Here is a 13,982-nt window from a genome sequence, read left to right as displayed (position 1 = left end):
TTTACTCATCAAGCATAAATCCGAATATAAATGAAGAATAAATTATTACTGACTGTTCTTTGCTTCTCCGTTTCAAGCCTTCTTTGGGCGCAAAAAAAAGAGATGGAAACCATCACCGAAAGCGACCTTAAGGCACACCTGGAATTTATTGCCAGCGATTACATGCAGGGACGCGATTTTTCAACGGCCGTTCCGGGGGTGGATTTAGCTGCCGATTATTTGAAAGCTCAGTGTAAACTGATGGGGCTGAAACCGGGAGCCGAAGATTTTTTTCAGTACGTAGAAATGGAAATGACCAAGCCCGATCTCGCGAATACGTTTTTAGAGATTCGGGACAATAATGGGGATGTTCTGGAAAGCTTTCACGACAACTTTTTTTCTTTGCTGGGGCCTCCCGACGGAGATACCATTGTCAGCGAGGTGGTTTTTGCCGGGTACGGCTGGTACAATGATAAGACAAAATACAACGACACCGAAGGAATAGATGTAAAAGGAAAGATTGTTTTGGCCATGAGCCGGAGTGTGGAACTTTGCACTGACTCGGTAGCCAAAAGCATGGATTTTGGTACCGAAATGCGCAAAATGAGTAAGATGCTGATGGGGGGAGCAAAAGCTTTGATTCTCGTTCCCGATCCCATGAATCCGGACTCAACCGCGTTTGATGAGGTAAAGCAATACATAAACGGTGGCAGCATGGCGATAAAAGGAACGTCGGTAAGAAGGCAGGTTTTACCCATAAACATGATTTTGGGAACCAAAGAACTGGCCGATCAGCTACTAAAATCTTCGGGAAAAACACTGGCACAACTGCAAAACGAGATCAATGAAAGCGGTTCGCCAAAGTCGTTTGAACTGGAAGGTATCAAGGCGAAAATTCAGCTCCCCAAAACCAGATCGGAAATACTGGGTAAAAACGTAATTGCAGTGGTAGAAGGCAGCGATCCGGTTTTGAAAAATGAATGTGTGGTACTTACAGCTCATTACGATCATATTGGAGTAGATGCCAACGGGGAGGTGTTTAACGGTGCCGATGATAACGGTACTGGCACCGTAGCTTTGCTTGAGATTGCGCAGGCTTTTCAAAGTATGAAAAAGAAACCCAAACGAAGCATTGTTTTTGCATGGGTAACGGCCGAAGAAAAAGGATTGTTCGGATCGGATTATTACACGCAACATCCGGTGTTTTCGCTGGAAAAAACTCTGATAGACATAAACCTCGATATGGTGGGACGCTCGGCTGAAGAAGAGCCTTTGCCCGATGCAGCTACCGAAAAACAACTGGCCGGCCCCAATGGTTTGTATGTGGTAACCGGGAAACAAAGCACGGAGTTTTGGAACCTGAGCCAGGAGATCAGTAAAGAGCAAAACCTTGTGTTGAATGATAAACTGTCAAAAGAATTTCTGAACAGAAGCGATTATTTTCATTTCTATAAAAACAACATTCCGGTACTGGGACTTTCAACCGGGGTACACGACGATTACCATAAAGTAAGTGACGAGATTGATAAAATTGACTATACAAAAATGAAGCGAATTACTCGTTATGCATTTTTGGTAGCCGACAGGGTGGCCAATCAAAAGACCCGCATTGTAGTGGATAACCCGGTGAATAAGAACTGATTTTTGAATATCGGTTAACGAATGTTAATGGCAGATATACTATCCGTACATTCTTTTCCTTCGTAGATCTTCAATCGTTTATCAGCAATCGTCATTCTGGAGATAGCTTCCAATGGCGAGCTTGTTTGTCATTCAGTTTATAATTACTGAGTTGCCATAAAACAATTCACCGGGTGACTGTTTGATTCATATCAAAGTCACCCGGTGAATAATGGTAATAATCCCTGCCCGTCCGTTCAGGCGGGGTTAACGATCACTCTTCTATTCCAGCGCTTTCTTCAAGCCTTCAGTAGTGGTGTAGTATTTTACAATCATGTTCGGAACTTCCCATTCAGGTAGTTTGCCGTCCACCAGGTATTGCAGGTATTTTTCGGTTACCTGTCCGAAATGTGCTTCGTGCCCAACTTTGTAATTATCAGGAATATTCAGTTTCCATTTCGAATCGCTCACTTTTTCGAGCGTAATACCGGGGAATTTTTCAGCCAGTCCTTCCACTGCATTGTACAGGAAGCCGGCAAAAGCTTTCAGGTCTTCTTCGCTTGTTTCAATGTACAACTGCGGTTTGTAACCTTCCTCTTCTCCCTGTTGGATGATGAGGTCGCATTTAGTTCCGCGCATGATTGAATAATGCGTATCACCAGTACCTTCCGGAGCCTGGAAATTCCAGATAACCGAAACTTTTGCATGAATACCTTTTAATGTATAGTTGATTTCGCCGTTGCTGTAAACCTTCAGCACATCGTTGTCAACGTCTTTTTGCAGATAGTCGGGGTAAGTGCCCAGCCCGGTAACTTTTTCAAACATTTCAGGAGAGAGGTCTGTAGTCCAGCGTTTGGCCGATAAAACCTGTACGTCCGATTTGTTTAGTGTCACTTCGGGGAAAGCTTCCCACTGGATCATGTCAACAAGGTGAGTGGTAACATCCACGATTCCTTCGCCTTGTTGCTGAGTGTCAAAAAACCAGGCCGGACGAACAAGCGGATTTCCTGAGACATATTTAAAGAAGTGGTGCACACTTTCTTTGGTTATGGCCGGATTTTCTTCTGAGCCGGCTTGCAGTTCGCCAAAAACTTCGGGAAGCAACGACAACTCGCGCTGCAGCATGGTAGTGATTTCGTAACGCTCCGTCATAATATCATAAAGCAAAACGCCTTTTTCTTCGGCCAGCTTAAATGCTTCCTCCAATTTAGGGAATTCTTCGGGCGAGATTACCATGGGTTTGTCGGCCAGTACATTAATTCCTGCTTCTATCGATTTTAGGATGTACTCGGTTTTCTTGGCATTATTTCCTGCTGTAACCATTACATTTCCCGGTTTTTCATTTAACATTTTCTCCAGGAAATCAGGACCGGTATATACTTTTTCCAACCAGGTAGTCGGGTTTTCGCTACGGGTGTTGTAACGTTCAATCAACGCCAGATGCCCTTGCACATCACGGCCTTCCGGGGCATAAACATACACTGTGGGGTCTACCTGGTCATACATATTTTTTTGTACCAGGGCAGCATGAAAGTGTCCCGGGTCTAGGGTCATGATTCTGACCTCTCCTTTGGCTCCTGTAAACATAGGTTGTGAATCTTTTTGGGTATCTGTCTTTTCGCGATTCCCCCCGGCACAGGCCGCAAGAAAAAAGCTGATCATGGCAACGCCAATAGCTTGAAGCTTCATAGTGATTTTCTTTATGGTGAATTTAGTTTCTCAAAAATATAATTTTATTTGGATTGCCCGGGTAATCAGGCCTTCAGGAATGAGCCTGTGAGCAGAAAATTAAGGATAAATACGGGGTGGACAAATTAAAATTTTTAAAAAGGTTTTTGGTTGTTTTGGAAATCATTATTTTGTCGGCTACAACCGAAAGCTAATTTTTGCCATCTTTTATGAAAGGAGCATATAAATTATTCACCTCCGAAAGAATAATTGTCCATCAGTTGACGGATATGCGAGTTCCATCCGTCGGTTGCGAACCTTTGAAAAAAACAATTTTAATCGTATGAGGAAAGTTGCTGTACTATTGCTGAATGTTTTGGTATTTCTTTTAGCCGCGTGTCAATCAACCGTTTTTGAGATTTATGTTTCGCCCGGCGGGGATGACTCCGCAAATGGAAGTAAGACGACACCGGTCGCAACGCTCGGCCAAGCCGCTGAATTGGCACGCGCCGTGGCTGGTCAAAAAGCGGTTCATGTATGGGTGGAAGACGGAATTTACTATTTGCCGCAAACCCTGAAACTGGATGCCGGTATTTCAGGAACCGCTGAGAACCCGGTCATTTTCAGAACCATCAATTCGCCCGGAGGAGTGGTAATCAGTGGCGGTCAGAAACTTGAGCTGGATTGGGAGCCTTACCGGGAAGGTATTTTTTGTGCGAAAATATCAGAAAATGTAGATATCGATCAACTTTATATCAACGGGCAACGGCAACGCATGGCCCGCTTTCCGAATGCGGTACCCGGGAAAAATGTGTTCGACGCCTGGGAACTGAAACATACACGTGAGCCGGAGCCCGAAACCGACCCGCTTACACCCGAAAGGATTGCTTCGTGGGAGAATCCGGCGGGAGCTTTTATTCATGCCATGCACATGGCTTTGTGGGGCGACATGCACTGGCTGGTTAAAGGGAAAAATACTGACGGAACACTTGATACCGAGGGAGGATGGCAAAACAACCGGCCTTCGCAGATGCACCCGCGTTACCGCATGGTGGAAAATGTGTTTGAAGAACTGGATGCGCCCGGAGAATGGTACTTCAATAAAACGGAAAGCATGTTGTACTATTTTCCGTTGAACGACAAAGACATTTCTAAAGCCTTGGTGGAAATTGTTCGGCTGAAACACCTGCTTGAACTGAACGGAACAAAAGAAGAGCCGGTAAAACACGTGCAATTCGACGGCTTTATATTTCGCCATGCCGCCCGCAGTTTTATGGAAAACAAGGAGCCGCTGCTCCGAAGCGATTGGACAACCTACCGCGGCGGGGCCGTTTTTATCAACGGTGCAGAAGATTGTTTGCTTCAGAACTGCGAATTCGATCAGGTGGGTGGCAACAGCATTTTTGTAAATAACTACAACCGCAGGATTACCATAAAAAGTTGTTACATACATCATTCGGGAGCCAATGGGGTTGCTTTTGTCGGCGATCCCGGGGCTGTACGCAGCCCGCTGTTTCGTTACGGGAAACAGGATTTTGAAGCCATTGACCGTACTCCCGGGCCAAAGTCTGACAATTACCCGTCGGACTGTTTGGTGGAAGACTGCCTGATTACCATGACCGGGCGCGATGAAAAACAAACCTCACCCGTGCAGATCTCCATGTCACACGAAATCAGGGTGAATCATTGTTCTATTTACGATGTTCCGCGTGCCGGAATTAACATCAGCGAAGGTACTTTTGGCGGGCACATCATCGAGAATTGCGATGTGTTTAACACGGTACTTGAAACCAGCGACCACGGAAGTTTCAACTCGTGGGGCCGCGACCGTTTCTGGACACCCGATACCCGCGAGACCGATGTGGAAGTGAAGAAAGATCGCAACTTTCCGAAAAACGATATGCTGGATAAAAACATCATTCGGAATTCGCGCTGGCGCTGCGACCATGGCTGGGATATCGATCTCGACGACGGATCGACCTGGTACGAGATTTACAACAATGTGTTGTTAGCCGGAGGTTTGAAAATGCGGGAAGGATATTATCGTACCGCCACCAACAACATCATCATCAATAACAGCCTGCACCCGCATGTCTGGTACCCCGAAAGCGGCGATGTGTTTAAGCACAACATTGTATTTGGTGCTTACCGTCCGGCAGTGATGAATTATACGCTTGGTCCGGATGACAAATGGGGACAGGAACTCGATTCCAATCTTTTTGCAACCGGTGAAGCGGATCGTCTTAAATTTGCTCAAAACGATTGCGATGCCCACTCTGTATCCGGGGCTCCTCTTTTTGCGGAAGCAACACATGGCGACTACACCGTGAGCGAACAATCGCCTGCGTTGAAGATCGGCTTCCGGAATTTTCCAATGGACCAGTTTGGAGTGAAATCGGAACGTTTGAAAAAGCTGGCTAAAACTCCTGATATTCCCCTGTTAATCACCGAACGCTCTAACGAAAGCGGAAAGGTATTTATCTGGAAGGAAGGGAAAGTGAAAAACATTGAAACTATGGGCGAGCAGTCGGCAGCTGGGTTGCCCGCTATGGCCGGGGTAGCTGTTCTTGAGGTTCCCGAAAATACCGCCATTTATTCGATGAATTTAAGGACGGGCGACGTAATCCTGAAATGCAACGGACAGGATGTGGCAAACTTCGATGAATTTGTAAAGATCTTTGAAAAAGCAAACCAGAAGGGAGAGGTGGTGATCACCATATTCCGAAACCAAAAAGCGGAAGAGATCAGATTTTCACCGGCCAATCCTTCAGAAAAGTAATAAGAAGAATACGGTAATTGTTCGGTAAGCAATGGTAAATTTGAAGGATATTCATTTTCCTGTTTTTCTTGAAAGAACAAAAGTCAATAACAACACAACAACAATAGAAATGACAAAACTTCGCAGCCTGATTTTATTTTTTGCGGTAGCCTTATTTGCCGCCTGTAATGTGCAGCCCGAAAAAACATCTGATCTTAAATTATGGTACAACGAACCCGCCGATGCCAGTGTTAAGGATGACCCCAATGGCTGGCGCGACGATCGCGAGTGGCTAAAAGCCTTACCGCTGGGAAATGGTTCAATGGGCGTGATGGTGTTTGGCGACGTAAACCAGGAACGCATCCAGCTGAACGAAGAGAGTATGTGGTCGGGAAGTGTGAACGACAACGACAACCCCGAAGCACGCGAAGCACAACAGGAAATAAGAAGGTTGTTGTTTGAAGGGAAATATAAAGAAGCAACCGCGCTTACCAATAAAACACAAATATGCAAAGGTGCCGGTAGCGGACATGGAAACGGTGCAGAAGTGCCGTTCGGATGTTTTCAAACGCTGGGCGATTTGCGCATCGATTTTGGCAAAACTTCGGAGTTTGAAAACTATTACCGCGAGCTCGATTTAAACGATGCCGTGGTTCGCGTAAAATATACCCGGGATGAGGTGAATTTTCAGCGCGAAATTTTTACCAGCTACCCTGACCAGGTGATGGTGGCCCGCTTAACGGCCGATAGACCGGGGCAGCTCTCTTTTAGCTGTACCATGGACCGTCCCGAGCATTTTAAAACCTATGCTGAAGGCGGTCAGTTAATCATGACAGATGCTTTGCCCGACGGAAAAGGAGGCGAGAATCTTCACTACATGGCCCGTTTAAAGGCTATTGCGAAGAATGGTAAGATCGCTTACAAAGATTCTCAACTAGTGGTAAAAGATGCCGACGAAGTGATTCTTTTGCTGGCAGCGTCAACTGATTATGTGCTGAATTACCCCGAATACAAAGGCCGCGATTATGCTGAGGTGACAGCCAAAAGTATTGAAAACGCATCCAAAAAATCATACAAGGAATTATTGAAAGCACATCTTTCTGAATATCAAAACTATTTTGCGCGGGTAGATCTTGATCTTACTCCGGCAGAGATTGAGCCCGTTCCTACCGACAAGCGGATTGAGTTATTCCGCGAAAGCAATTCAGATCCGCACCTAGTTGAGTTGATGTTTCAATACGGACGCTATTTGTTGATTTCCTCTTCCCGCCCCGGATGTTTGCCGGCCAACTTGCAGGGCTTGTGGGCCAATAAAATTCAAACACCCTGGAACGGTGATTACCATACCGATGTGAATGTTCAAATGAATTACTGGCCTGCTGAGGTGACCAACTTGTCTGAAATGCATTTGCCGTTGTTTGATCTTTTGGAGTCGTTGGTAAAACCCGGCACCAAAACGGCCGATGTTCAATATGGAAACAGGGGTTGGGTGATTCACCCTATTACCAACGTTTGGGGCTACACGGCCCCGGGCGAAGCAGCCAGTTGGGGAATGCACACCGGCGGTAGTGCCTGGATCAGTACGCACATTGCCGAACACTACCGCTTTACGGGCGATAAGGAGTTTCTGAAACGGATGTACCCCGTTTTGAAAGGTGCTTCCGAGTTTTATGTCGACTGGCTGGTAAGCGATCCCGAAACAGGGAAGCTGGTTTCCGGTCCTGCCGTTTCGCCCGAAAATACCTTTATTGCTCCCGATGGAAGCCGTAGCCAGATAAGCATGGGACCGGCACACGACCAACAGGTGATTTGGCAGCTTTTTACCGATTTTATTTATGCTTCCGAAGAGCTCGGGATGGAAAATGATTTTGTACGCGAAGTAAAGGAAGTCAGGCAGGAATTAGCAGGTCCTAAAATAGGATCGGACGGCCGTTTAATGGAATGGGCCCACGAATTTCCGGAAGTAGAGCCCGGACACCGGCATATTTCGCATTTGTTTGCCGTGCATCCGGGCGAGCAAATCAATACCTGGGATACTCCAGAATTAGTGAATGCTGCAAAAAAATCGCTGGATTACCGCATTGCCAACGGTGGCGGACACACCGGTTGGAGCGCTGCCTGGCTGATCAGTCAGTATGCGCGTGTTTTTGAGGGAGACAACGCAAAGAACAGCCTCAATACCGTGCTTCGCAAAAGTACTTCGCCCAACCTGTTTGGACAACATCCGCCGTTTCAGATGGATGCCAACTTTGGAACTACGGCCGGGATAGCCGAAATGCTGTTGCAAAGTCATGCCGGAGTGTTGCACTTGCTGCCTGCTTTACCTGAAGAATGGCCTGAAGGAAGTGTGAAGGGATTAAAGGGCCGCGGTGGTTTTGTGGTGGATATGAATTGGAAAAACAGCCGCCTGGTGAGTGCAAAAATTTACTCGGAAAAAGGAGGCAAAATCCGCTTGCTGTACAATTCTGATTATACCGAATTATCGCTGGAACCTGATGAGACCAACGAATACAAGGTGGAACTTGACAGTGGGAAGTAAACGATTCCGGAGAGAATGATAGAATTGAATATTTAGACGGAGGACTTATGGATTCTGAGAGGGGTGAAGGGAACTGAATGATTACCCTTTAGATATTTGTTTTACATTTGTTTTCTAACGATACCAGCTTTGAGCGATAAACTTATATGGGAAAATATAGCCAGGGGTGATAAAAATGCCTTGAAGCAACTTCATGAGAAGTATTTTTATCAGATGGGACTTTATGCTCATAAAGTGCTGCAGGATGATCAATTGGCGGAAGAACTGGTATCGGACTGTTTTATCAAGATATGGGAGAACCGAAAAAAACTTGAGATTCAGTCTTCTGTCAAGCATTATCTTTTTCTGATGTTACGAAACGGTATTGTCGATCATTTTCGGAAAAGGCGTATAATAAATACCGAGCCCATTGAGGATATAAAGGAACCGGCTAGCGAAGAGTATTTTGATGAACAAAAACAATATGCAAAACTGTACCAGTTCTTGCAGAAACTACCGGAGCAACGTAGGAAAATCCTTGAGATGGCTGTTTTTGATTCGCTTACTTATGCTGAAATAGCACAAAAGCTGCACATCACTAAAAATACAGTGAAAACACAAATGGGGCGGGCCTATCGTTTTCTGAAAGAGAATCTCGACCCCACTGATTTTTATCTTTTCTGTCTTTTACATCCTTCAGATAACGAGTCCCTTAAGAAAGGAATTTAAATTTTTTTCAAAAAAGTTGCTTTTGCTGTCGCCCTCTTTCTTCCTTATTTCCGTCTTTTAAATAGATCAGGGATTTTAATAGTCTGGTTTTAGTTATGGGATGGTAGAAAAGGGCCATCCCATTCATTCAACAGTTTAAAAGATACAATGGAAACGCGGGATAAATTTTGGGAACTATCAACAGGGAAAATCTTTCATGAACTAAGCCCTGACGAAGAACAGGAGTTGATGCGGCTCCTTGAGGAAGGAGAGAACGGGGAGGTTTTTGAAAGCGTTGAACAAATACATGAGAAATTAAAGAAAAGTCACCCTTTGCAGAATCTTTCCCTGCCACTTTCATGGAAAAGAATTTCAACCAGTATGAAGGTTCGGAGAGTGCAATTATACCGGTCGGTGATGAAGTATGCTGCTATTCTGCTTGTGGCATTTCTTGCTGGTATATTGGTGAAATCGCAATTTCCCTCAACCGGGATATCGGGGTATACCGAGTTAAAGGTCCCGCTGGGGCAAATGTCGGAAGTGACCCTTTCTGACGGTACACACATCTGGTTAAACTCGGGAACCACACTAAAATATCCCAACTCTTTTGGTGATGACAGCCGCGACATATCGCTGGATGGAGAAGCTTTTTTCAAAGTTGAGCACAGCAAGGTTCCTTTTGTGGTAAAACTGAAAAAAAGCGAAGTTGAAGTTTTGGGAACTTCGTTCAACGTGGTTTCGTACGCTGAAGAAAATTCGAGCCAGGTAACACTTGTTGAAGGTTCGGTGCAAATAAATACGTTGGAAGGGAAGGCGATTACCCGCATTAAACCTTCGGAGCAGATAAACATCCCGGATAACCTGGAAGGGATCAGTATAAGAACGGTTAATACGGATTTCTACAGCAGCTGGATTGACGGGAAGATTGAGTTCGATGAGGAGCGATTGGCCGATATTGCGTTTCGACTGGAGCGCTGGTACAATGTTAAAATTAGCTTTACCAGCAAAGATGCCGAAAACTTGAGGTTTTCCGGAACCATCCTGAAAAACAAACCTTTTGATCAGATTATTAAGGCGATCAGTTTGCTCCTTCCTGTTGAAATAAAGTATAAAAATAACTTGGGAATAAAAGACGAAGTAATCATATCAAAAATTGAAAAGCCTATGTAACTATTTCAAAATGCTAAAAAGCTAAAAACGGCGGAGATGCGCCACATATCCACCGTTTAATGCTTAAAACAAATTGTCGTAATTATTTTAAACATTCAAATTTATGAAAAAACGATCAAACCGGGTCGGTTTAAACCGGCCATTGAAAAAACTTTTACTAAAAATGAAATTGACTTTTGCGATATTTCTTTTTGGCCTCGTAAGCGTTAGCGCTTCTACCTATTCGCAGGTAACCAGGTTAAATATTTCTTTAAGCGGTAACAACATTGTAGACGTGTTTAAAGAAATTGAAGAACAGAGCGATTTTTATTTCTTCTATCAGCGTGAAGACCTGAAAGATCTAAACAATATTTCCGTAAATGTACAGGATGCTACCATTACCCAAATTCTTGATGAGGTGCTAAGCGGAACAAAACTAAGCTATAAAATTGTTGACCGTTATATCATTGTAAAGCAAGAAGGGAGCGATTTTGGTGAAACTCTTCTGCAGCCCGACCAACAAAAAGGAGTCCGCGGAACGGTCACCGATAATAAGGGGGAATTTCTTCCCGGAGTAACAGTGCTGGTAAAAGGCACTTCTCAGGGAACCGTAACCGATATGGATGGCAAATTCTCCCTTTCGGATATTCCGGAAGGTGCTGTTTTGCAGTTTTCTTTTATTGGAATGAAGACCCAGGAAATTGCCGTCGGAAGTAATCCTGTACTTAACGTATCGATGCAGGAAGATGCCATTGGCCTGGAAGAAGTGGTGGCTGTAGGATACGGCACACAGAAAAAGGTTAACCTGACCGGGGCTGTTTCTGCCGTAAAAATGGAAGAAGTATTGGGCGACCGGCCGGTTACCAGCCTGGGGGCTATATTGCAAGGCTCCATCCCGGGATTTACTGCTTCTTCGTCAGCTGTTCCCGGAGGCGGAAATAATTTTAATATCAGGGGTTTGGAGTCCATTAACGGCGGAGCACCGCTTGTATTGGTTGACAACGTTGTTTTCAATGACCTGTACCTGATTAACCCGGAAGACATTGAAAGTGTTTCGGTGCTGAAAGACGCTTCTTCGGCGGCAATTTACGGAGCCCGTGCATCGTTTGGGGTTATTCTGATTACTACCAAGAAAGGGAAGCGGAATGAGAAACTAACCATCAATTACAACAACAATTTTGCCTTTTCCAAAGTAGACAACCTCCCGGAGCTGGCTTCTCCCTCGGATATGATCAAAACCCTGCAGGATGGTGGTTATTCATCCATCTGGTCGGGGCAGAATATTGAGACGTATGTTGGCTTGCTACAGGATTATATCAGTAACCCGCAAAATTATCCGCTGGGCTGGACAGAAGTAAACGGAACAAAATATTTCCTGAAACAAACCGATGTTATGGGAGACATGTTTGAAACCTCGTGGAAACAAAACCACAATATTTCGGTACAGGGAGGAAGTGAAAAGATCAATTATCGTATTTCGGTTGGCTATACCGATGAAGATGGTATTCTGGTTAGCGGAAAAGATGCATTTACCCGGACCAACGTTTCGTCCTATGTAAGTGGCGATATCACACCCTGGCTGAGCACTTCAATGGATATGAAGTACAATAGCGGAGATAAGCGCTATCCTTTCCTGGACGGAAGCAGCGAGCTGGGAATCTGGAAAACCAACCTTCCGTCGTACCATCCGGATGGAATGCTGCCATACGGAACCGACGGCGAAGAGTATTTGGTTATGACCCCGGCCAATGTTATTAGCATGGCCAAGGCGTCAAAAAGTGTAAGCGACGATAGCCGTATATTTTCACGTACAGAACTCAAACCGCTTAAAGGTCTGAGTGCCATTCTGGAATATTCATTTCAGTTAAGTATGAATGATTATGAGGCTTATGCCAATTACTTTCAGGTACATCAGGGACTGGCGGAAAGTATAAAGCCTTCCACATCTACTGATCCGTTTACAACCACAAGGTCGTCAACACGGTACACCACCATCAATGCTTACGCCAATTACTCCAATACTTTTAACAAACTACACAATGTTACGCTTGTGGCGGGTTACAACCAGGAGTACAACGATTACCGGTACATTTATTCTCAGGCGTATAACATGATCAGCAATGATTTACCCTCGTTGAGCGGAACAAATGGAGCAACTCCTTCGCAAACGAGCGATGCCTACAGTCAGTATGCACTTCGCGGAAGTTTCTTCCGGGCAAATTATAACTACGCACAGAAATATTTTATTGAATTTAACGGACGTTACGATCTTTCATCAAAATTCCCGAAAGATTACCGTTCCGGATTTTTCCCCTCGGTGTCGGCAGCCTGGAACATGGCCAATGAGCCTTTTATGAAAGGGGCCGAAAAAGTTATTTCGCAACTGAAACTAAGAGGTTCGTACGGAACGCTCGGAAACCAGGATATTGGCAATTACGGCTATTTGCCAACACTGCCGGTTGTTGACGGGCAATGGATTTACAACGGTGTTGAGCCTCAGACAATCGGGAATATGCGTATGGTTCGGGCCAACTACACCTGGGAACAGGTAAATACTATCAACGGAGGTATCGATTTTGGTTTCCTGAACCAGAAACTCACCGGAACCTTTGATATTTACCAACGCAACACCATCGGGATGTTAGGACCGGGCGAGGAGCTCCCGGCTGTTGCAGGAGCCACTGCTGCCGACCAGAACGCTGCCGATATGGAAACAAACGGCTGGGAATTCTCCATAAACTGGAAAGGAAATGCCGGGGAAGTAAAGTATGGTCTTGGTTTCAATATCTACGATTCCCGCTCAAAAATTACCAAGTATAAAAATGAAACGAAATTGCTTTCGGCCCCTTATTATATAGGCCAGGAGATTGGCGAAATCTGGGGGTATGTTGCCGATGGTTTCTATACCGAAAGTGATTTTGACGAAACCGGTGCCTTACGCAGCGATGTGGTGAGCATTAAAGGTGTAACCTCTCATGTGGGAGACATCAAGTATAAAAACCTGATGGATAACGAAACCAGCGTCAACATTATCGATCAGGGCGATAATACTGTTAGTGACCCGGGCGACCGCACCATAATCGGAAACAGCCGCCCGCGATTCCAATACGGCTTCAACGGAAATGCCGAATGGAATGGCTTAGGACTTTCGTTTATACTTCAGGGTGTTGGGAAACGCGACGCGTGGATCGGAGGTAATATCAAGTTCCCCATGTCCGATCAATATGGAACTGTTTATAAAGACCAGGTGGGAAAAATCTGGACTCCGGAGAATAGCACCAATGCTTTCTATGGCCGGATTTATGAAAACGCCGGTAGTTCGCAGGGCGCCAACCAGAGAGTATCTGATAAATTCTTGAGTAACGCGGCTTACCTGCGGGTGAAGAACATTACGCTTAGCTATAATTTGCCTGCAAGCATTTTGCAACGGATACATCTGAAAAATGTAAAAGTCTTCTTTAGCGGAGAAAATCTGTTCACTTTTGATCATCTGCCTTCGGGTATTGATCCCGAAAACCTCGGATGGACTTATCCGCATTACAGAACACTCTCATTTGGGATAAACTTAAACTTATAACAGCT

The 13,982-nt window shown here is 45.1% G+C and carries 7 protein-coding genes; 6 read left to right on the top strand and 1 reads right to left on the bottom strand.

Annotated elements, in window-relative coordinates:
* The first annotated feature begins 30 nt into the window (after window positions 1-30).
* A complete protein-coding gene (locus INQ51_RS03875) occupies window positions 31-1,620 on the top strand; it encodes a M20/M25/M40 family metallo-hydrolase (protein ID WP_233376573.1) in 1,590 nt (529 codons plus the stop codon).
* A gap of 261 nt (window positions 1,621-1,881) precedes the next feature.
* Here INQ51_RS03875 and INQ51_RS03870 read toward each other — a convergent pair whose 3' ends face one another.
* The gene (locus INQ51_RS03870) at window positions 1,882-3,288 is read right to left on the bottom strand and encodes a putative oxidoreductase C-terminal domain-containing protein (protein WP_233376572.1); all 1,407 of its coding nucleotides are present in this window, start codon (window positions 3,286-3,288) and stop codon (window positions 1,882-1,884) included.
* Window positions 3,289-3,610: 322 nt separating this feature from the next.
* Between INQ51_RS03870 and INQ51_RS03865 the strand changes: the two genes are divergently transcribed.
* The 5 genes from INQ51_RS03865 to INQ51_RS03845 all read left to right on the top strand — a co-directional run bounded on the left by INQ51_RS03865 (window position 3,611) and on the right by INQ51_RS03845 (window position 13,977).
* Window positions 3,611-6,046 (top strand): PDZ domain-containing protein, encoded by a 2,436-nt coding sequence (locus INQ51_RS03865; RefSeq protein ID WP_233376571.1) that lies wholly within the window; start codon window positions 3,611-3,613, stop codon window positions 6,044-6,046.
* A gap of 109 nt (window positions 6,047-6,155) precedes the next feature.
* A complete protein-coding gene (locus INQ51_RS03860) occupies window positions 6,156-8,564 on the top strand; it encodes a glycosyl hydrolase family 95 catalytic domain-containing protein (RefSeq protein ID WP_233376570.1) in 2,409 nt (802 codons plus the stop codon).
* Window positions 8,565-8,693: 129 nt separating this feature from the next.
* Window positions 8,694-9,272 (top strand): RNA polymerase sigma factor, encoded by a 579-nt coding sequence (locus INQ51_RS03855; RefSeq protein ID WP_233376569.1) that lies wholly within the window; start codon window positions 8,694-8,696, stop codon window positions 9,270-9,272.
* A 147-nt stretch (window positions 9,273-9,419) separates the two neighbouring features.
* A complete protein-coding gene (locus INQ51_RS03850; RefSeq protein WP_233376568.1) occupies window positions 9,420-10,421 on the top strand; it encodes a FecR family protein in 1,002 nt (333 codons plus the stop codon).
* Between the two features lie 103 nt (window positions 10,422-10,524).
* Complete coding sequence (locus INQ51_RS03845; RefSeq protein ID WP_233376567.1) at window positions 10,525-13,977, top strand: TonB-dependent receptor; 3,453 nt, start codon at window positions 10,525-10,527, stop codon at window positions 13,975-13,977.
* Window positions 13,978-13,982 lie beyond the last annotated feature (5 nt).

Source organism: Maribellus sp. CM-23 (assembly GCF_021354595.1).
Taxonomy (GTDB): domain Bacteria; phylum Bacteroidota; class Bacteroidia; order Bacteroidales; family Prolixibacteraceae; genus Draconibacterium.
Note: the sequence above shows the minus strand (reverse complement) of the source record. Positions and strands in the feature narration are given on the sequence as shown.

Bases quoted from the DNA above. Each gene is read 5' to 3' on its own strand.
- INQ51_RS03865 (WP_233376571.1), top strand. From the start codon at position 3,611: ATGAGGAAAGTTGCTGTACTATTGCTGAATGTTTTGGTATTTCTTTTA.
- INQ51_RS03870 (WP_233376572.1), bottom strand. From the start codon at position 3,288: ATGAAGCTTCAAGCTATTGGCGTTGCCATGATCAGCTTTTTTCTTGCG.
- INQ51_RS03850 (WP_233376568.1), top strand. From the start codon at position 9,420: ATGGAAACGCGGGATAAATTTTGGGAACTATCAACAGGGAAAATCTTT.
- INQ51_RS03860 (WP_233376570.1), top strand. From the start codon at position 6,156: ATGACAAAACTTCGCAGCCTGATTTTATTTTTTGCGGTAGCCTTATTT.
- INQ51_RS03845 (WP_233376567.1), top strand. From the start codon at position 10,525: ATGAAAAAACGATCAAACCGGGTCGGTTTAAACCGGCCATTGAAAAAA.
- INQ51_RS03875 (WP_233376573.1), top strand. From the start codon at position 31: ATGAAGAATAAATTATTACTGACTGTTCTTTGCTTCTCCGTTTCAAGC.